The sequence below is a fragment of the Pseudomonas sp. LJDD11 genome (genome assembly GCF_024584215.1).
GTDB lineage: Bacteria > Pseudomonadota > Gammaproteobacteria > Pseudomonadales > Pseudomonadaceae > Aquipseudomonas.
In genome coordinates this window covers 24,687-44,493 of sequence record NZ_JANJFL010000023.1, presented here as the reverse complement: position 1 = coordinate 44,493, position 19,807 = coordinate 24,687, and the positions used below count along the sequence as shown (strand labels likewise).

The following is a 19,807-nucleotide window of genomic DNA, read 5'->3' as shown; positions in this document are numbered from 1 at the left end:
CAGCTCAGCACCTCGATTGACAGGGTCCATTTCCTAAAAGCTGACAACCTCAATTACATTTCACCGCCCAGAGCTGACCGATAAGGGTTGTATAGCTCTGGCTAATCAGATCGTGACACATGCCCCAACGGCCGTTGATCTGATCCATCACCTACATCATTCGATCGGCAACAATCGACTGCCGAGGCGCAAACAGGTCGCCGTTAAGCTCACTTGGTTGGCGCAAGTCAAGCAAAGTCACCTCCGCCTTGCTGTAGCGACAGCCTAGGGTCTGTTGCCGTTTCATCACAGCCGCGCCGAGGCCTGTTCTGTCGCGCACTAAAGAGCAGGACTTGCCATTGGCGTGCGACAAAACAGACACGGCCCTATGTGCAAATCCGAGCGCGCTCCTACAGGTTAATGCTGATCAGTTAAGGATCAATGCGATCCGCTGGGGGTGGCCGGCCGGCGCTCCGGTTGCCGACGAATGCTGCGGTTCATCCACAGCAGATGTGCCGGTTTTACTGGCTCTTTCGCTGTGGTCCGGCACCCCGGCAAGCCAGGCTCCCACCGAGACCGAGTCAGGTCCGAAATCGCTTAACTGATCGGTATCACCTCTACGTGGCGCCGGAACGAAGCCTGCACCAACGTTGCGATCTGCGTCGTCTGGGATATCGGTGTTCAAAGATCAAGATCAAGGGCAACACCGGGGGCCGCCAATGGATGTGTCGTCCGAAAGCTGTTGTACCAGCAACATCCCCTCGACACTTTGTCCACCCACCATCATCGCATCCACCCCGAACCCCAACAAAATCAAGGCATTGAGACCCGGCACGGGTCATGCAATAGCCCCTGCAACCATCTCTGCAACCGCCACTGGCGCTGTAACCCGCAGGAGCGACCTTGAACTTCAATACCCGTTACCTCACCCCGCTGTTCGCAGTCCTGGCGCTGGCCGGTTGCGAGCGCCAACAGCAGGCCAGCGTCCATAGCGACCAGCCGGTGCACGGCGGCACCCTGGTGTATGCCACCGACCGCGAACCCACCTGCCTGGACCCTCATGTGGCCGGCGACATGCCGCAAGTGTTCGTCGCCCAACAGTACCTCGACTCGCTGGTGTCGATGGACAGCCAAGGGCAGATCGGCCCATGGCTGGCGAAAAGCTGGGAGGTTTCGCCTGACGGCCTGCGCTACACCTTCCACCTGCGCAACGACGTCAAGTTCACCGACGGCACCGCGTTCAAGGCCGATGCGGTCAAGGCCAACCTCGACCACATGGCCAACCCCAAGACCCAGTCCAGTACCGCCGGGGGCTATATCCGCCAGTACCGCAGCACCGAGATCATCGACGACTACACCGCAGTGGTGCATTTGAAAACACCTTATGCGGCCTTTCTGGAAGTGCTGGCCCAAGGCTTTCTGGGCATTCAGTCGCCCACCGCGCTGGCCCGCAGCCGGGACCAGAACTGTGAAAGCCCGGTGGGCAGCGGGCCGTTCAAGGTGGTCAAGTGGCAGCGCCAGAGTCAGATAGAGCTGGTGCGCAACCCCGATTACAACTGGGCGCCGCCCACCGCCAAGCACCAGGGCCCGGCGTATCTGGAGCGGGTGATCTGGAAGTTCATTCAAGAACCTTCGGTACGTTTTGCGTCCTTGCAGGCCGGTGAGGTCGATGTGATCGAGACCCTGCCGCCCGAGTCCCACGAAGCGGCGCGGCGCAATCCGGACCTGAAACTGATCATCGCCCAGCGGCCCGGCAACCCCACCAATGGCACGTTCAATATGCGCCGCGAACCCTTCGCCGATGTGCGTGTGCGCGAAGCCTTTGTACGCAGTGCCGATGTCGAAGGCGCGCTCAAGAGCGTGTATTTCGGCGAGTTCCCACGGGCCGGCGGACCGTTGAGCGTGGCCACGCCGTTCTACAGCCCGGAGTTCGAGCGTATCCAGGACTACGACCCGGCCAGAGCCGCGCAACTGCTCGACCAGGCTGGCTGGACCCAGCGTGACAGCGAAGGTTATCGCACCAAGGACGGCAAACGGCTGCGGGTGGTGGTGGTGATCGGCGCCCGCACCCCACCGTCGGAATTGACCCTCTGGGAGCAGGTGCAGGCCACCACACGTCAGGCCGGTTTCGAGCTGGTGATGGACCAGATGAGCGACGCCCAGGCCACGGCGCGTCAGGCCGCCTGGGATTACGACATCCGCATCGGTTACTGGAACACCAACACCCCGGATGTGCTGCGCATCATCTACAGCTCGGCATTCATTCAGCCGGCCGGGGTCGGTGGTTATCACCAGAACACCGCCGGTTACGCCGATCCTGGCTTTGATGCCCTGATCGAAAGCGCCCTGGCGACCCAGGACCCCGAGCAGCGTCGGCAAATCTACTACCAGGCGCAGAAGCAGGTCGCCGCTGAGTATCTGCAGTTGGCCACTTACCCGCAGAGCACCCGCCTGGGTATCTACAAGACCGCCCATGGCGTGCGCCTGGAGCCTTCGCTGGCGGTGACCTATCTCTATGACGCATGGGTGAGCAAATGAGTATTGCAACGACGCCGTCGGGCGTGACCGATCCGCGCCGCGAACGCCTGGCCGCGCTGGGCCGCCGTGCGCTGCTGCGGCTGGGCGGTGGGGCACTGGTGCTGCTGGCGGTCGCGACCCTGACGTTCTTTGCCTTGCGCACGATGCCGGGTGATCCGGTGCTGGCGATTCTCGGCGGGCCGAGCGCCAACCCAAGCCCGGAAACCATCGAAGCCACCCGTGCCGAGTACGGCCTGGACAAGCCGTTGCCGGTTCAGTACGTGCTGTACCTCGGCCGCCTGTTGCAAGGTGACCTTGGGGTCTCCTATTCCCAGCATATGCCAGTGACCCGGGTTCTGGCCGAGCAGGGCGGCGCGACCCTGGAACTGACCGTGGCGGCCCTGGTGCTGGCCTGGGCGCTGGTGCTGCTGACCACGGTGATCACCGCCGGGCGCGGGCGCTTGATTGGCGGCGCGGCCTCTTTGCTGGAAACCCTCAGCGCCGCATTGCCGCATTTCTGGCTGGGGGTGGTGTTGCTGGCGGTGTTTGCCTTTGGCCTGCGCTGGTTCCCGCCAGCCGGCAGCGACAGCCTGGCAACCCTGGTGTTGCCGGCCTTTTCACTGGCCATTCCGCTGGCCGGGTTCATTGCCCAGGTGACCCGCGAGTCGCTGGAACTGACCCTGGAGCAACCCTTCGTGTTGACTGCCCGCACCCGTGGCCTGAGCGATCTGAAAGTACGTTTCAAGCATGCCCTGCGCCATGCCTTGCTGCCGGGGGTGTCGCTGTCGGGCTGGGCCATCGGTGCGCTGATCAGCGGCGCGGTGGTCTGTGAAGTGATCTTCTCGCGCAAGGGCGTGGGCCGTCAGTTGTATCAGGCGGTGCAAACCCAGGACCTGCCGCTGGTGATCGGCATCAGCCTGGTGGTGGCCGCCGGCTATGTGCTGGCCAACATTCTGGTGGACCTGCTTTATCAATGGATCGACCCTCGGCAACAGGAGCAGCACTGATGAGCGAACTGACCCTTGCGGCAACTCACCGTCTGCTGCTGCGCCAACGCCGTTGGCGCCTGCCACCCTGGGGCGCAACGCTGTCGATCGGCTTTCTCGGCTTGCTGGTACTCGCCGCGCTGGCCCCACAGTTGTTCACCCGCATCGACCCGCTGGCCATCGTGCCCCGCGACGCCTTTGTGCCGCCGGGCTGGGAACACTGGCTGGGCACCGATCAGTCAGGCCGCGATATTTTTGCCCGGATCATCCATGGCACCCGGCAAAGCCTGTTCATCGGGGTGGCCGCCACCGCGTTATCCATAACCATCGCCATTGCCTTGGGGCTGCTGGGCGGGCTGGGTGGGGCGCGTATCGACCGTGGTGTGGGCTGGCTGCTTGAAGTGCTGTTTGCCTTCCCAAGTCTGGTGCTGGCGCTGTTGTTCGTCGCGGTATTCGGCAGCGGTATCGGCCCGCTGATCATCGCCACCGGTCTGGGCGGTGCCCCCGGTTATGCGCGCATGGTCCGTGGCCAGGTACTGGCGGTGCGTAATGCCGGTTACATCGAAGCGGCCCGGGCGCTGGGCCACCCGACCTCGCGCATTATCCTGCGCCAGTTGCTGCCCAATGCCATGCGTCCGTTGGTGGTGACCATCACCATGGGTGTCGGCCAGGCCATCGTCTGGGCGTCGGCGCTGAGCTTTCTGGGGCTGGGTGCCCGACCTCCGGCGCCGGAGTGGGGCACCATGCTGTCGATGGGCCGCGACTTCATTGCCACTGCCTGGTGGCTGACCTTCTTTCCCGGCCTGTTCATCGTGCTGACCACCCTGTCGACCACGGCGACCGGCCGCTACATCCAGAAACGCCTGGAGGGCCGTCTGCCATGAGCGATAACACTCTGATTGTCGATGGCCTGAACGTCTCGTTCGATGGCCAGACCGTGGTCCATGACCTGTCCTTTACCTTGGCGCCGGGACGCTGCGTGGCCCTGGTCGGTGAATCGGGCTCGGGCAAGAGCGTCAGTGCCCGCAGCCTGGTCGGGCTGGCCGGCGGCCGGGCCGAGGTGGCCGCCAGGGGCCTGAGTTTTGCCGGGCGCGACCTGCTGAGCCTGAGCGAGCGGCAATGGCGCAGTGTACGCGGCAAGGACATTGGCTTTGTGCTGCAGGACGCGCTGGTGTCGCTGGACCCGTTGCGCCCGGTGGGCAAAGAGATTCTTGAAGTGCTGGAAACCCATCGCTTCGGCAACCGCACGCAACGCCAGGCGCGGGTACTGGAATTGCTGGAGCGGGTCGGCGTGCCGGATGTTGCGCTGCGTGCCCGGCAGCGCCCAGGACAGTTGTCTGGCGGCTTGCGCCAGCGGGCGTTGATCGCCAGCGCGCTGGCGATGGACCCGGCGCTGGTGATTGCCGACGAGCCGACCACTGCGCTGGACGCCACGGTGCAGGCGCAGATCCTTGAGGTCTTCCAGCAGATCAAGGCCCGTGGCGCCTCGTTACTGATCATCAGCCATGACCTGGCGGTGGTCGCGCAACTGGCTGACGACGTGGTGGTCATGCGTCACGGTGAAGTGGTCGAGCAAGGCCCGATGGAGCAAGTGCTGCGCCAGCCGACCCATGCCTACACCAAAGCGCTGCTGGCGGCGGTGCCCGCTGAGCATCCACGCGGCAGCCGACTGTCGCCGGAGCGTGCCAGCTACGTGTCGCCGCCAGTGCGTCAGGACGCTGAAGTGCTGCTGCGCGCCCAGGGTTTGGGCAAGCGTTATCTGGGGCCTGACGGCCAGGTACGGCAAGTGGTGCGGGATGTCGGTTTTGAGCTGCGCTCCGGCCGCACGCTGGGCATCGTCGGTGAATCGGGCTCAGGCAAAACCACCGTGGCGCGTATCGCTTTGGGCCTGTTGCAGCCTGATGCCGGTGAAGTGCATTACCGGGGCCAGCCGTGGACTCTGCCCCACGGCGGGGTTGATGAAAAGCATCGCCGGCCGCTGCGCCGCGAGATCAGCGTGATCTACCAGGACCCGCTCAGCTCGTTCGATCCGCGCTGGAGCGTGGCGCAGATTCTCGACGACGCCTTGCACGTTGCTGGTATCGACGCCCAACAGCGCCCGGCGCGCATCACCCGCTTGCTCAATCAGGTGCGCCTGCCCGCAGAACTGGCCGAACGCAGGCCATTGCAGTTGTCCGGTGGTCAGCGCCAGCGGGTCGCCATCGCCCGGGCCATTGCCAGTGAGCCCAAGGTGATTGTCTGTGACGAGCCGGTGTCGGCGCTGGACGTGTCGGTTCAGGCCCAGGTACTGGACCTGTTGGCTGACCTGCAAGACGAGTTGGGCCTGGCTTACCTGTTCATTTCCCACGACCTGGGGGTGATCCGCCACGTCAGCGACGACGTGTTGGTGATGCGCCATGGTGAGGTGGTGGAGCTGGCCCCGGTTGAGCAACTGTTTGAGCAGCCGGCCCATGAATACACCCGGCGCCTGCTGGGCTCGGTGCCGCGTTTGCCCGGCAGCGGCGCCGAACTGCAAGTGCCGCCGCTGGACCCGGAACACGAGGCGTTCGATCTGTTCGATGAAACCCGCCTCTGGAAAATCGCCATTTAAGGACTGCCTGATGACCACTTATCAACGACTGCCCACCCAGCCTGCGGCGACCAGTGTGGCTGAACTCAAGGCGCGTATTGCGGCGCTGCTGCCCGAGATTGGCGCAGGCTCCGCCGAGCGCGAGCGTGAACGCCGCTTGCCGTTCGAGGCGATTGCCCGACTGGCCGCCGCCGGTCTCTACACCGTGCGCATCCCGCGCCGCTTTGGCGGCCCCGAAGGCAGTGTGCGCGATGTGATCGAACTGCTGCTGCAGGTAGCCTCGGTGGACTCCAATGTCGCCCAGGCGCTGCGTCCCGGCTTTGCCTTTGTCGAAGGCTTGCTGGCTTCAACCAGCGATGACGCCGAACCAGAGCGCCAGCATTGGTTTGCCCGCTATCTGGATGGCGCGGTGATTGGCAATGCCGGCTGGGAACTGGGCGGTGCCAATGGCTCGATTGCCGCACGGCTGGTGCGCGAGGGCGATCACTACCGGGCAACCGGCAGCAAGTTCTACAGCACCGGTGCGCTGTTCGCTGACTGGGTCAGCGCCGTGGCGCTGGACGAAGATGAACAGCCAGTGTCGTTCATCCTGCCCCGTGGCCGTGAGGGCCTGGAGTTGCTCGACGACTTCGACGCCATGGGCCAGCGCCTGACCGCCAGTGGCACCACTCACCTGCATAACGTGCGGGTCGACGCCAGCGAACTGCGCACCCGCACCGTGGAAGAAGGCAAGCGCACCATCGTCACGCCCTTCCTGCAATTGTTCCTCGGCACCGTGCAGGCCGGTATCGCCCGTAATGCACTGAATGACGCCAGCCGGTTTGCCCGCGAACATGCCAGGCCGATCAAGCACAGCAGCGCCAGCCAGTCGGTGGACGACCCTTACGTGGAGTTGTCGGTGGGCGATATCGCCGCCCGTGCTTATGGCGCCGAGGCGCTGGTGTTGCGCGCCGCCGACAGCATCGACCGGGCCTGGGCCGAAGGCTTGCAAGACGCTGACGTCGAGCAGGCCGCCGTGGAGGTCGCCCAGGCCCAGTACCTGGTGGCCGAACTGGCGCTCAAGGCGGCTGAGACGGTGTTCGATGTGGGCGGCGCGTCCACCACCGGGCGGGCGCACAACCTGGACCGGCATTGGCGCAACGCCCGCACCGTGGCCAACCACAACCCACGGCACTGGAAAGCTGCAGTGGTGGGGGCCTGGCAGCTCAAAGGCACGCGGCCGCCGGTCTCGGGCCTGTTTTGAGCGCGATACCGGTCACGTTAGCCACCGCTGAGCAAAGCCCGAAAGTGCCGGTGATCATCGGCGCAGCGCTGTTCATGGAGTTGCTCGACAGCACGGCGGTGATGACCGCCTTGCCAAAAATGGCCGAGGACCTTGGCGAACCGGGCTTGCGCATGAATCTGGTGGTGTCGCTTTACGTGCTGGCCCTGGCGTTGTTCGTGCCGGTCAGCGGCTGGGCGGCCGAACGCTTTCGGCCGCGCCGGGTGCTGTTGTTGGCGATGGGCATGTTTACCGTTGCGTCCTTGGTCTGCGCCCTGGCTGACACGCTGTTGGAGCTGTGTCTGGGGCGTATGGTGCAGGGCGCTTGCGCGGCATTGATGACCCCGGTTGGGCAGGTGATCATCCTGCGCTGGTCCAGTCGTGAGCAACTGCTGCAAGCCATGTCATGGCTGGCCTTGCCGGCGTTGGTCGGGCCACTGGTGGGGCCGCTGCTCGGGGGCGTGCTGGTGACCTACCTGAGCTGGCAGTGGATCTTTTTCATCAACCTGCCGATCTGCCTGTTCGGTTGCTGGCTGATTGTGCGCCATGTGCCGGATTTTCCGGCGCGCCAGGTGCCGCCGCTGGACAAACGCGGGCTGCTATTGGGTGGCGGAGCATTGGCGCTGCTGGTGTTCGGCTTCGACTCCCTGGCGCAAGGAGAACTGCCCAGGTTGCTGGCTGGCGGCTTGATTGTCGGTGGTGGGCTGTTGGTGCTTGGGTATGTCATCCATGCCCGGCGCCATCGTGACTCACTCATCGACCTCGGACTGTTTCGCCTGCCCGGCTTTCGTTTGAGCCAGGCAGGTGGCGCGCTGTTTCGTCTGGGCACTTCGGCCCAGCCATTTTTGTTGGTGCTGTTGCTGCAGAACTGCCTGGGTATGACGCCGCTGGCCGCCGGTTGGCTGGTGGTGTGTGGCGGGGTTGGTGCGTTGTTGATAAAGCTGCTGGCCGTGCCGCTGGTGCGGCGCTTTGGTTATCGCCGCCTGCTGACCGCTAACGCCCTGCTCAGCGCGCTGGGCATTGCCCTGTGCGCCAGCTTCAACCGTGAAATGGCCGGGTGGTTGATGGCGCTGATCCTGTTCAGCGCAGGGCTGGCGCGCTCGCTGCAATTCACCACCATGGGCGCGGTGACCTACCTGGACGTACCGCTGGAGCGCAGCGCCGCCGCCAGCAGCCTGTCGGCCATGGCCGGGCAACTGGTGATGAGCGTCTCGGTGAGCATGGCCGGGGTATTACTGGGCCTGTTGGCAAGCCTGGACGGGCGCAGCGAAACCTCGGTCGGTGATATCGTCGTGGTGCTGTTGTTGTGTGCGCTATCGTGCGCGGCATCGAGTGTGGTGTTTTATCGCCTGGCCAATACGGCGCAACCGCTCAAAGGAGATAAGGGTGAGTGAAACCGGAATTCGCCCCGCGACAGCGTTTGATGGCGCCAGAATCGCTGCCATTCATATTCAGGCCTGGCAACAGGGTTATGCACACTTGCTGCCTGAGCACTACCTGCGCGGCCTGGGCAATCAGTTGCCGACGCGCACCCGGCAGTGGCAAGAGCGGATTCGCGAGGGGCAACGGGTTTTGTTGGCTGAGCGCGCCGGGCAGGTCATCGGCTGGCTGGTCTGGGGCCATAGCCGTGATGCCGAGGCGCGGGCTGGCTGCGGCGAGATTCACGCCATCAACCTGGACCCGGCTCATTGGCGGCTGGGTGCCGGGCGGCGATTGATGGAAACGGCCCATGCTGAACTGGCCGGCGCTGGGTTTAGTGAGGTGACCCTGTGGGTGCTGGAAGGCAACGCCCGAGCTCTGGCGTTCTACCAGACCCTGGGTTACCACCGTGATCAAGGGCTGGTGCATGAACAGGAGCGCGGCGGTGCCACATTGCGCGAGTGGCGGCTACGCAGGCCGCTGGCATAGCTGCGACCTGCACTTGGTAGGCGCGAGCTTGCTCGCGAGATGGCCGGTCCAGACAATACATATGTTTCGTCTGGCAGATAGCTTTCGCGAGCAAGACGGATCGCCGCCCGCTCGCTCCTACAGTCATCGCAGCCTGTGGGAGGCTGCTCTGCAGGCGAATGCAGTGCGTAGCGCTGCCAGAAACCTGTGAAACACGCAGAGTTTACAATTGCTAACGCGGCCGATCGCGGTGGTCGGGCATCAAGGCAAGCAGAGCGTATATCCCGTTGACATATCCATGAGCCGAGCTACCATATGGGATATACATATGCCATATCCGTAGAGGTGAGCATGGAACAAGGATCAGTGTTTCTCAGTAATCGCAGTCAGGCCGTACGCTTACCCAAGGCCGCTGCACTCCCTGATGATGTTAAGCGTGTCGATGTGATCGTCATGGGTAGAACCCGGATTCTGACCCCCGCAGGTGAGTCTTGGGACAGCTGGTTTGACGGTGAAGGTGTCACTGCCGATTTCATGACTGATCGTGAACAGCCCGCCGATCAAGAGCGGGAATCGTTTTAATGCTCAAGTTCATGCTCGATACCAACATCTGCATCTTCACTATCAAGAACAAGCCTCAGCATGTACGCGAGATGTTCAAAGCGCGACATGGTCAACTTTGCATCAGCACTGTGACCTTGATGGAGCTCATTTACGGCGCGGAAAAGTCCTCCAGCCCGGCGCGCAATCTGGCTGATGTAGAAGGCTTTGCAGCACGACTTGAAGTCCTTAAATACGATCAGGATGCGGCAGCGCACACAGGCCAACTGCGGGCCGAACTTGGCAGGGCGGGTACGCCAATCGGCCCCTATGATCAAATGATTGCGGGGCATGCCCGTTCGTCAGGATTGATCCTGGTAACCAATAACCTGCGCGAGTTCAACCGTGTGCCGGGTCTGCGCGTTGAAGACTGGGTTTAATGATATTTGTTTAGGTCGTAGGCGCGAGCTTGCTCGCGAAAGGGCCGGTCCAGACAATACATATGTTTCGTCTGGCAGATAGCTTTCGCGAGCAAGACGGATCGCCGCCCGCTCGCTCCTACAGTACCCGCGCATCATGCAATGCGCTCAACGCTTGGCTGCGCAGCCTTGCCAGGGTGTCGTCGCTGCGTTCGCGGGGGTAGCTCAGCGGTACGTGCAGTTCCTGGCGCACGGTGCCGGGCCGGTTGCCGATCACCAGCACCCGATTGCTCAGGTACAGCGCTTCGTCGATGTCGTGGGTCACCACCAATAATCCGATATGGTGTCGGCGGGCCAGCTCCAGCAGCAGGTCTTGCAGCTTGTAGCGGGTAAAGGCATCCACCGCGCTGAACGGTTCGTCGAGCAGTAGCAACTCAGGCTGGCCATACAGGCCACGGGCGATGGCGACCCGTTGCGCCATGCCGCCAGACAGCTGTTTGGGCAGGGCGTCGGCAAAGCCGCTCAGGCCCACTTCGTCGATCAACGCCGCAACCCGCTCACGGTCGTACTGGCGGTCGTCGCTGAAGCCGATATTGTCGGCCACACTCAGCCAGGGCATCAGCCGCGGTTCCTGGAACACGAACCCGACCTGTTCGGGCCGCTGGCGCAGCTCACCGACAAAGTCGCTGTCCAGTTGCGCCACCAGGCGCAGCAGGGTGCTTTTGCCACAACCGCTGGGGCCGAGCAGGCTGACGATTTCGCCGGGTTGCAACCGCAGGTCGATCTGGCCCAGTACGGGCGTGTCGGCAAAGGCTTTGCGCTCGACCCGCAAGTGCAACAGATCAGCGCTGGATGGGGTTGCCTGGGCAAGACTCATGGTTGGGCTCCGGGGCCTGCGCCGTCAAAGGTGTCGCGCCAGGTCAGCCAGCGGCGCTCAAGGCTGGCCAGCAGGCCGTCGCTGATTTTGCCCAGCAGGGCTAATACGATAATGGCCGCCAGCACCAGGTCGGGCCGTGAGGTTTCGCGGCCATCGCTAAGCAGGTAACCCAGGCCGCGGGTGGCGGCGATCAGTTCGGCGGCCACCAGAAACATCCAGCTCAGGCTCAAGGCGCTGCGCAGGCCGGTGAACACCCCGGGAAACGCCGCAGGCAAAAGAATGCGCCGGGCCAGGCGCGCACGGCTGAAGCCGTACATGCGCCCGACTTCAACCAGTTTGCGGTCGATATTGCGAATCGCCGCCACGCCATTGAGGTACACCGGAAAAAACGCACCGATGGCAATCAGCACCACCTTGGAGGTTTCGCCGATGCCCAGCCACAGCAATAGCAACGGCACCCAGGCCAGGCTGGGAATGGCGCGCAGGCTGGCGAAGGTTGGCTCCAGCCAGGCCTCGGCTTCGCGGCTCAGGCCGACCCAGGCGGCGAACAGCAGCCCCAGACTGGCGCCCACTGCGAAACCGGCCAGCACTCGCGACAGGCTGGCGCCGATATGTTTCCACAGCGCGCCGTCGGCCAGTTGCACCAGGGTTTGCGCCACTTCGCTGGGCGCGGGCATCTGATAGGAGGCGATCCAGCCCAGGCGCACCACCGCTTCCAGAACCACAATGATCAGCACCGGCAGTGCCAGGCCCTTGGCCCGCCGCCGCCACTGGCCGGTGTTGCTGGTCGGGCGCTCGGCAGGTGCCGCTGCGCTCAGCGCCTTGCTGGTCTGGCTCATGGCTGGATACTGGCTTTGCCGAACGACGGCTCGATCAACTGGTCGATCACTTGCTTGACGTCCACGCCACGTTTGACCAGTTCTTCAGAGACCAGAATCGGTGCTGCGGCCTGCGAGGCGGCGATGTCTTTGTCGCTCAGTTGCGGCGCCGACAGGTCGGTACGGGTCAGCTGCAGCTTGGCCACGTCGAGCGGCAATTTGGATTCATCAGCCAGCAGTTTGGCGAACTCTTCAGGGTGTTCGAGTGCCCAGCGCCGCGCCTGCTCATAGGCCTTGATCACCGTATTGATGGTTTGTGGATGCTCTTTGGCGAAGGTCTCGGTCACGCTGATCACCCCGTAGCTGTTGAAGTCCTTGTTGCGATACAGCAGGCGCGAGCCGGCTTGCAGTTCACTGGCGGCCATGTGCGGGTCCAGGCCTGCCCAGGCATCGACATCGCCTTTTTCCAGGGCGGTGCGGCCATCGGGGTGTTGCAGGTGCAGCAGTTCCACGTCGTTCTTGTTCAGCCCGGCACTGGCCAGGGCGCGCAGGGTGAACAGGTACGGGTCGGTGCCTTTGGTGGCCGCGATTTTCTTGCCCTTGAGGTCGTTGATGCTTTTCAGCGGTGAATCCTTGCTGACCACCAGCGCGGTCCATTCGGCGCGGCTGTAGACGTACACCGATTTGATCGGGCTGCCGTTGGCGCGGGCCAACACGGCGGACAGGCTGGCCGACGAACCGAAGTCGGCGCCGCCACTGTTGAGGTATTCCAGCGAGCGGTTACTGCCCTGGCTGAACACCCAACTGACTTTCGAGTCCGGCAGGGCTTTTTCCAGCCAGCCGAAGTGCTTGAGCACCAGACTCACCGGCGAGTAATAGGCGTAATCCAGGCGCACTTCCTTGGGCGCGGTCTCGGCATAAGCGGTGCTGTTCAGGGCCAGGCCGGCGATGCAGGCAGCGGCCAGAACTTTCAGGGAGCGGGGCAGACGGGTCAGCGATGAGGCCAGTAGAGTCAGACGCATGGGTAGGTTCCGCAAGGCATGGAAGACGGGCTGTGAATCAGCTGTTGGGTAACCATGACTGTTTGCACGGGGCATGCCATCAGGCTGCTGGCCACGTAGTACGGGCGTTTGGGACGGTTTGCCGGCGGCGGGCTGCTGTATGTGGTGCGGCAGAATGTCGAGGCACTGTTGCTCAGGCAACAGTTGATGCTGGGCCTGTTGCAGGCCACAAGCGGCAAGTCCGTCGTCGGTCGCTTGCGCTTGAAGCAGGATGATGGCTGAAACGGCTCAGATCGACAGGCGCAACAGGCGGTTATCCAGTTCGTGATCCTGGTTGCGGCGTTTGTTGACCACCAGTTCGCCAATGGCGATCAGCCGCGTACGGGTGACGTTGCGCGACAGGCCCAGCAGTTCGGCGGTGTGCACCTGATTGTGATGGCAGAAATGGTAGGCCGCCCGTAGCAGCGCGGTTTCGACCCGCTCGTGCAATGCACCGGGCTGCTCCTCGCACAGCCGGCGGAACGTGTGTTGCAGCAGTTGCTCCAGCGAGTCGCCGTCGGCGCCGGTACGCGAGTAGCCGGCGTCGTCCTGGCGCTCCAGGCGCAGGTTGGACAAGCGCAGGTCATCGGCTTGTACTTCACCGTCGCGGCAAGTCAGCAGGCTGTGGTGAATGACGTTTTCCAGCTCACGAATATTGCCCGGCCAGCTGTAACCCACCAGCTTGGCTTCGGCGCTGGGGCTGAGGGTCATCTGCCCGTAACCCAGGCGCTCGCTGTAGGTGCGGATGAAATGCCGGCTCAACGGCAGGATATCGCCCGGCCGCTCGCGCAGGCCGTGCAACGACAGGGTCACCACGTTCAGCCGGTAATACAGGTCTTCGCGAAAGTGCCCGGCGTTGATGGCTTTTTCCAGATGCACATTGGTCGCTGCCAGCACCCGCACGTTGATCGGCAGGCTTTTGCGCGAGCCCAGGCGGACCACTTCGCGTTCTTGCAGTACCCGCAGCAGCTTGACCTGGATGGCCATCGGCAAATCGCCGATTTCATCGAGAAACAACGTGCCGCCGTTGGCCTCCTCGAACCAGCCGGCCTTGGCACTCAACGCGCCGGTGAAGGCGCCTTTTTCATGGCCGAACAGCTCGGCCTCAACCAGCGATTCGGAAAACGCGCCGCAGTTGACCGCCACGAACGGCCCGTTGCGTCGGCCACTGAGGTTGTGCAAGTGCCTGGCCACCAACTCCTTGCCCGTACCGGTTTCACCGATGATCAGCACACTGGCCTCACTGGGGGCGATCTGTTGCAGGTGGGCCAACAACGCGCGCGATTTAGGGTCTTCGAACACTTGGGCTGTGGCCCGAATGGACGTGGCCAAGGCCGGCGAAGGGGGCAGGGTCAGCAGTTGCATGAGGGCTCTCGCTCAAGAATAGAAAGTCGGGGTCGGGCGGGCACCGTTCAAGGCCCAGTCACCCAGCTCGTGCAGTTTGTAATCCAGCGGGTCGTGCAGGGTCTGGGTGCGCAGGTTGCGCCAGAAGCGGTCCAGGCGCAGGGCGGCGTGGGTGGCGCGGGCACCGGTGACTTCAAACAGGCGGCTGGTCAGGTCCAGGCCGGTGCGGCTGGCATTGACCTTGGCGCTGGTAATCGCCAGCGCCAGTTGCGCGCGTTCTTCGCTGCCCAGCTCCGGACCTTTGTTCCAGGCGGCATCGAGCAGCACACAGGCGCGCTCGACCAGCACCCGTACCGCTTCCAGCGATGCCCAGAACTCGCCGTAGTGGCGCAGAATGTAAGGGTCCTCGCTGATGTCCTGAGCCTTGGAGGTGAACCACGGGCGGCTTTCCTTGAGGGTGTAATGCCGCGCCTCTTCGAACGCGCCTTCACTGATGCCGAGAAACAGATTGGTGAAGTGCAGTTGGGCGATCAGCGGCCGCAGTGAAGCAAACGGGGTGCTCAACGGGCCTGGGTCGAGCAGCAATTCCGACTCTTCGACCCGTACCCGCTCAAAGGTCACGCTGCCGCTGTCGGTCTGGCGCTGGCCCATGTTTTCCCAGTCGTCGTGCAGGGTAATGCCGGTGCGCCCGCTGGGGATAGCGGCAATGATCAGTTTGCCGCCGGCGCTTTCATCCACCGCCGAGGCGATGAGCATTTCCGAATCGCTGGCGCCGGAGCAAAAGCTCTTGCGCCCGGAAAATTCCCGCCAGCCGTCGAAGGTCTTCAGCACCGTGCGGGTGTCCAGCGGGTTCAGGGCGTTGCCCCAGAACCAGTTTTGCCGGGCGGTCTGTTCAAACCAGGGTTGCCATTGGTCCGGGCGGGAAAACAGCCGCACGGTGGCCAGCATCAGGTGGTGAAAGCCGAACACGTGGGCGATCGAGCTGTCGACCTTGGCGAATTCGCGCACCACATCAAAAGTCTCGCGCCAGCTGGCGCCCAGGCCACCGAAACGGGTCGGAATGCTCAAGCCCAGCAGGCCGCTGTGGCGCAACGCATCGCGCTCGGCCTGGGGGGTGCCGCCCTGGGCGTCGCGCTCGGCGGCGTTGGAGGCAAATTCGCAGGCCAGGTTACGGGCCAGGTGTAAGGGGCTGGTGAAAGAGGCAGGTAAAGGGGCCTTCACAGGAGCAATCACAGGCGTCGTCACGAAAAAATCCTCAAATTAAGCCGTTTCTGGTTTACGCCGGCTGCTTTCGGGCGCTGGGCAACACGTCATTGGCGATCATTTCGCCAAACGGGCCGGTCAGGTTGGTCAGGCCACGGCCGGCCAGGCTGGCGTAGGGTTCGGGCAGCAGCGCAAATACCAGTTCGGCAAACCGGTAGGCTTCTTCAAGGTGCGGGTAGCCAGAGAAAATAAAGCTCTCGATGCCCAGGTCGGCATACTCCTTGATGCGCTCGGCAACCTGCTCAGGATTGCCAACCAGCGCCGTGCCCGCACCGCCGCGCACCAGGCCGACCCCGGCCCACAGGTTGGGAGCAACCACCAGGTTATCGCGGCGCCCACCGTGCAACTGCGCCATGCGCCGCTGGCCTTCGGAGTCAAAGCGGGCAAACGACTGCTGGGCGGCGGCGATGGTGGCGTCGTCGATGTGCGCGATCAGCTCATCAGCGGCGCGCCAGGCATCTTCTTCGTTCTGGCGCACGATCACATGCAGGCGAATCCCGAACTTCACCGTACGGCCATGTTTGGCCGCGCGCTCCCGCACGTCGCTAATCTTCGCAGCTACTGCCGCTGGCGGCTCGCCCCAGGTCAGGTACACGTCAATCTGCTCGCCTGCCAGGTCATGGGCGGCGTCGGAAGATCCGCCGAAATACAGCGGTGGATAAGGCTGCTGAATCGGCGGGTAGAGGGCCTTGGCATTTTTTACATGCAAGTGCTTGCCCTGGTAATCCACGGCCTCGCCTTGCAGCACGCGGCGCCAGATATGCAGGAACTCGTCGGTGACTTCGTAGCGTTCGCTGTGGCTCAGGTGAATCCCGTCGCCACGGTTTTCATCGGGATCGCCGCCGGTCACCACGTTGATCAGCACCCGCCCGCCTGACAAGCGATCCAGGGTGGCGGCCATGCGCGCCGAGACGGTCGGTGAAATGATGCCCGGCCGAATCGCCACCAGAAAACGCAGCTTTTCAGTCAGCGGCGCCAGGGCCGAGGCCACGACCCAGGAGTCCTCGCAGGAGCGTCCGGTGGGAATCAACACGCCGTGGTAACCCAGCCCATCAGCCGCCTGGGCCACTTGTTTGAGATAACCGAGGGTGACCGGCCGTGCCCCCTTGGCGGTGCCCAGGTAATGACCGTCACCGTGGGTCGGCAGAAACCAGAACACATTCATGCGCGGCTCCCTGAGTGACATTGATCAATGACGGTGAATGAACAGCAGACGCCGCGGCAGGCCGCAGCGCCATGCACAAATGCGCTCATGATCGCTTCCTTAATGTGAGCCCGTTAACAGGCTGGACAAGGCGGGTTCGCAAGTCCTGTGCCACAAGCCAAGACCCAGGCGGGCCGGGGCTTTTCACGGGGTTTTTCACCAAGGATGAGTGCGTTGCTGTTGCTCAGCGGTGATTGCTGCCCAACAACTGTTGGCTGAGCAACAGTTGCCGGGGGAGAGGTGCGCGATGCAATCAAACTACGGCGAGGGGCGGGCGGTGATGCTCGTGAGTTGGGGCCTTCGCGGCCAAAGCCAATACTGTTCAGATAAGCACTGCGTGCCTTTGTGGGAGCGACCTTGGTCTGGGCGGAATTCCGACGAAGAGGCCAGTAAAAACACTACATCTGCTGCGAATGTGCCGCCGTCTTCGCCGGGATGCCGGACCACAGCAACCGGAGCGCCGGCCGGCTGCTCCCACCGGTCTAATTGAACAGTATTGCGGCTAAAGCCGCTCCTACAGCGCAATCAACGCCGGGTGCAGGTCATGAATATGCGTAGGTCTTGGCGCGATGTACTGCTCGTCGCTGGTCAGTTCATGCAGCAGCTCTTCGCGCAGCAGGTGAAAGTCATAGCCGCTGCGCTGGCGCGGGTGCGGCAGGTTGATGTCGACCACGCGCTTGATCCTCCCTGGCCGCGGCTCCATGACCACCACCCGGTCGGCGAGGAAGATCGCTTCTTCGACGTCATGGGTCACCAGCACCGTGGTGATTTTTGCCCGTTCGCGGATTGCCAGCAGTTCGTTCTGCATCTGCTGGCGGGTCAGCGCGTCGAGGGCGCCAAACGGTTCGTCGAGCAGCAGGATACGCGGGCTGGCCACCAGGCCACGGGCGATGGCCACCCGTTGTGCCATGCCGCCGGACAACTGGTGCGGGTAAGCACGGGCAAAGTCCTTGAGGCCCACCAGGTCGATGAAGTCGGCGACCCGCTGTTGTTTCTGTTCGTTGCTCAGTGGCTCGTTGACCAGCCCCAGACCGATGTTGTCCTGCACGGTCAGCCAAGGAAACAGCCGGTGCTCCTGGAACACGATGCCGCGTTCGCTGCCGATGCCTTCGACCACCTTGCCGTCGACCCGAATCTCGCCACGGTACTCGGTGTCCAGGCCGATCAGCAGGCGCAGCAGGGTTGATTTGCCGCAGCCGCTGGAGCCGACGATGGCGACGAATTCTCCTTCGGCAATCTGCAGGTTGAATTCTTTGATGGCCTCGATCTGGCCGCCATCGACCTCGAAGACCTTGCCGACATGGTTGAAACTGACGATAGCTTGAGTCATGCGTGTCTCCAGCGCGTGACCCGCGCTTCGATGCGTTGTCCGAGGAAGTTGAGCAAGGCGCCGGTCAGTCCGACCAGCAACATGCCGGCCATGATCACGTCCATGCGCAGCAGTTGCTGGGCACCGATCATCAGGCTGCCGATGCCGCCATTCGAGGGCATGAAGTATTCCGAACCGATGGTGCCCAGCCAGGCGTAGATCAGGCTCAGGCGCAGGCCGCCGAAGATGCCGGGCGCCGCACCTGGCAACACCAACCGGCCCAGACGCTGCAACGGGCTCAGGCGCAGCACCCGCGCCGCTTCAGCCAGTTGCGGTGACTGGTTGGCGACACTGCGCTGGGTGGCGATGTACAGCGGGAAAAACGCTGCGAACGAGACGAACACCCACTTGGCCGGTTCACCCAGGCCGAACCATGCCGTCAGCAGCGGCACCCAGGCGAAGATCGCGATCTGCCGCAGCGCGCCCAGGCTCGGGCCGAACAGCCGCTCGGCGGGTTTCGACAGGCCCAGCAGCAGGCCGATGCTGAACCCGGCCAGGCCACCGAGCAACAGGCCGCCGAGGGTGCGGCTCAGGCTCATCAGCATGGCGCCGGGCAGGCTGCCGTCGAGCAGCCCGGCCCAAGTGGTTTGCAGCACCAGCAGTGGCGAGACCAGAATCTGCCGGTCGACCCACTGCAACTGATACGCGGCCTGCCAGAGCAGCAGCAACGCGATGGGCAGGTACCAGGCGGCCCAGCCCGATTGGGCCCGGCCACGATTCAGTTGCGCGGTGGGCGGGTGCGGCCAGTGCACCAGCTTGCGGTCGGCCCGGCCGATGAACAGGTCCATGCTCACCCCGACCACACCGATCACCGCGATGCAGACGAAGACGATATCAAGCATGAACAACTGCCGGGCCCAGACCATCAGGTAGCCGATGCCTTCGCTGGAGGCCAGCAACTCCACGGCCAGCAGCGACGACCAGCCTGCCGACAGCGCCAGACGCACGCCGGCCATGAACGAGGGCAGGGCCGCAGGCAGGATCAGCCGGCGGATCAGCAGGGCGCGCGGCAGCCGCAGCACGGCTGCGGCTTCACGCAAGCGCGGCTGTGCATCGCGCACACCGACCAGGGTATGCAGGGTCACCGGCACCACGATGGCCTTGATCAGCACCACCAGCTTGAGCACCTCGCCAATGCCGAAGAACACCATGAACAGCGGAATCCACGCCAGGGTCGGGATCTGTGCCAGGGCGCTGAAGGTCGGCAGGATCAGCCGTTCAGCCCGTGGGCTGGAGCCCAGCCAGGCACCCAGCAGGGCACCGCTGCCGATGCCTGCCAGCAGACCGAAGGCCAGGCGTTGCAGGCTGATGCCCAGGTTGACCCAGATCTCGCCACTGGCCAGTTCCAGCGCGCTCTGCCAGACCAGTGCAGGCTCGGGCAGGATCTGTTCGCTCATCCAGTGCTCGCGGCTGGCAACCCACCACAAAGCGAAAACCAGGATTGGCACATACCAGCCCTGCAGGCGTCCCAGCAGCCGCACTGCGCGACCAGTGGGGCGCAGTGCGCCAGGCGGTAAGGGGAGGGTGGCATCACGGGTCATCAGGCTCTCCGTCGCAAACCAATGCTTATTTGCTTATTCTTAAAATGAATATAAAAAATTAATTTGATTCAAATATGGGATAAAGGCTGCCATTAATACCGTCTTGGGCAATTGCAGCCAATGCATTCCCGGAATATTTTTCATGCGAGATGTGCATGGCCCAGCAAGCACAAGGGTTACAGACCTAATATTC

General features: G+C 63.4%; 18 protein-coding genes. 10 read left to right on the top strand and 8 right to left on the bottom strand.

Going from position 1 to position 19,807, the window contains the following annotated elements; all coding sequences use genetic code 11:
• Nucleotides 1–912 precede the first annotated feature (912 nt).
• The 9 genes from NRB16_RS22120 to vapC all read left to right on the top strand — a co-directional run bounded on the left by NRB16_RS22120 (nt 913) and on the right by vapC (nt 10,179).
• Nucleotides 913–2,517 carry an ABC transporter substrate-binding protein gene (locus NRB16_RS22120; RefSeq protein WP_257106975.1) on the top strand — a complete coding sequence of 535 codons (1,605 nt, stop codon included), beginning with the start codon at nt 913–915 and terminating at the stop codon, nt 2,515–2,517.
• A complete protein-coding gene (locus tag NRB16_RS22115; RefSeq protein ID WP_253140614.1) occupies nt 2,514–3,503 on the top strand; it encodes an ABC transporter permease in 990 nt (329 codons plus the stop codon). The genes NRB16_RS22120 and NRB16_RS22115 overlap by 4 nt, the downstream gene beginning before the upstream one ends.
• The gene (locus tag NRB16_RS22110; RefSeq protein WP_257106937.1) at nt 3,503–4,366 is read left to right on the top strand and encodes an ABC transporter permease; all 864 of its coding nucleotides are present in this window, start codon (nt 3,503–3,505) and stop codon (nt 4,364–4,366) included. Before NRB16_RS22115 ends, NRB16_RS22110 begins: the two co-directional genes overlap by 1 nt.
• A complete protein-coding gene (locus tag NRB16_RS22105; protein WP_257106936.1) occupies nt 4,363–6,072 on the top strand; it encodes an ABC transporter ATP-binding protein in 1,710 nt (569 codons plus the stop codon). The genes NRB16_RS22110 and NRB16_RS22105 overlap by 4 nt, the downstream gene beginning before the upstream one ends.
• A 10-nt stretch (nt 6,073–6,082) precedes the next feature.
• On the top strand, nt 6,083–7,294 hold the full coding sequence (locus NRB16_RS22100; protein WP_253140612.1) for an acyl-CoA dehydrogenase family protein: 1,212 nt from the start codon (nt 6,083–6,085) through the stop codon (nt 7,292–7,294).
• Nucleotides 7,291–8,706, top strand: a complete 1,416-nt coding sequence (locus NRB16_RS22095; RefSeq protein WP_257106935.1) for an MFS transporter — start codon at nt 7,291–7,293, stop codon at nt 8,704–8,706. The genes NRB16_RS22100 and NRB16_RS22095 overlap by 4 nt, the downstream gene beginning before the upstream one ends.
• Nucleotides 8,699–9,220, top strand: coding sequence for a GNAT family N-acetyltransferase (locus NRB16_RS22090; RefSeq protein WP_257106934.1), 522 nt, complete (start codon nt 8,699–8,701; stop codon nt 9,218–9,220). Before NRB16_RS22095 ends, NRB16_RS22090 begins: the two co-directional genes overlap by 8 nt.
• A gap of 330 nt (nt 9,221–9,550) precedes the next feature.
• On the top strand, nt 9,551–9,781 hold the full coding sequence (locus tag NRB16_RS22085) for an antitoxin (protein WP_257106933.1): 231 nt from the start codon (nt 9,551–9,553) through the stop codon (nt 9,779–9,781).
• Entirely contained in the window at nt 9,781–10,179 is a 399-nt protein-coding gene (vapC, locus tag NRB16_RS22080) for a tRNA(fMet)-specific endonuclease VapC (RefSeq protein WP_257106932.1), read from the top strand. The genes NRB16_RS22085 and vapC overlap by 1 nt, the downstream gene beginning before the upstream one ends.
• Before the next feature lie 118 nt (nt 10,180–10,297).
• On the opposite strand, the gene NRB16_RS22075 is transcribed toward vapC, so the two are convergent.
• The 3 genes from NRB16_RS22075 to NRB16_RS22065 are packed head-to-tail and all read right to left on the bottom strand — an operon-like array spanning nt 10,298 to nt 12,875.
• Entirely contained in the window at nt 10,298–11,035 is a 738-nt protein-coding gene (locus NRB16_RS22075) for an ABC transporter ATP-binding protein (protein ID WP_253117596.1), read from the bottom strand.
• Nucleotides 11,032–11,874 (bottom strand): ABC transporter permease, encoded by an 843-nt coding sequence (locus tag NRB16_RS22070; RefSeq protein WP_045483316.1) that lies wholly within the window; start codon nt 11,872–11,874, stop codon nt 11,032–11,034. The genes NRB16_RS22075 and NRB16_RS22070 overlap by 4 nt, the downstream gene beginning before the upstream one ends.
• A complete protein-coding gene (locus tag NRB16_RS22065; RefSeq protein ID WP_257106931.1) occupies nt 11,871–12,875 on the bottom strand; it encodes an aliphatic sulfonate ABC transporter substrate-binding protein in 1,005 nt (334 codons plus the stop codon). The genes NRB16_RS22070 and NRB16_RS22065 overlap by 4 nt, the downstream gene beginning before the upstream one ends.
• A gap of 108 nt (nt 12,876–12,983) precedes the next feature.
• On the opposite strand from NRB16_RS22065, the gene NRB16_RS22060 reads away from it, so the two are divergent.
• Nucleotides 12,984–13,136, top strand: coding sequence for a hypothetical protein (locus NRB16_RS22060; protein WP_253117594.1), 153 nt, complete (start codon nt 12,984–12,986; stop codon nt 13,134–13,136).
• Nucleotides 13,137–13,142: 6 nt separating this feature from the next.
• Here NRB16_RS22060 and NRB16_RS22055 read toward each other — a convergent pair whose 3' ends face one another.
• The 5 genes from NRB16_RS22055 to NRB16_RS22035 all read right to left on the bottom strand — a co-directional run bounded on the left by NRB16_RS22055 (nt 13,143) and on the right by NRB16_RS22035 (nt 19,614).
• Nucleotides 13,143–14,258, bottom strand: a complete 1,116-nt coding sequence (locus NRB16_RS22055) for a sigma-54-dependent Fis family transcriptional regulator (RefSeq protein ID WP_257106930.1) — start codon at nt 14,256–14,258, stop codon at nt 13,143–13,145.
• Nucleotides 14,259–14,270: 12 nt separating this feature from the next.
• The gene (locus tag NRB16_RS22050; protein ID WP_257106974.1) at nt 14,271–15,458 is read right to left on the bottom strand and encodes an acyl-CoA dehydrogenase family protein; all 1,188 of its coding nucleotides are present in this window, start codon (nt 15,456–15,458) and stop codon (nt 14,271–14,273) included.
• A gap of 55 nt (nt 15,459–15,513) precedes the next feature.
• The gene (ssuD, locus tag NRB16_RS22045) at nt 15,514–16,665 is read right to left on the bottom strand and encodes an FMNH2-dependent alkanesulfonate monooxygenase (RefSeq protein ID WP_257106929.1); all 1,152 of its coding nucleotides are present in this window, start codon (nt 16,663–16,665) and stop codon (nt 15,514–15,516) included.
• Between the two features lie 553 nt (nt 16,666–17,218).
• Entirely contained in the window at nt 17,219–18,034 is an 816-nt protein-coding gene (locus NRB16_RS22040; protein ID WP_257106928.1) for an ABC transporter ATP-binding protein, read from the bottom strand.
• A complete protein-coding gene (locus tag NRB16_RS22035) occupies nt 18,031–19,614 on the bottom strand; it encodes an ABC transporter permease (RefSeq protein ID WP_257106927.1) in 1,584 nt (527 codons plus the stop codon). The genes NRB16_RS22040 and NRB16_RS22035 overlap by 4 nt, the downstream gene beginning before the upstream one ends.
• Between the last annotated feature and the right edge of the window lie 193 nt (nt 19,615–19,807).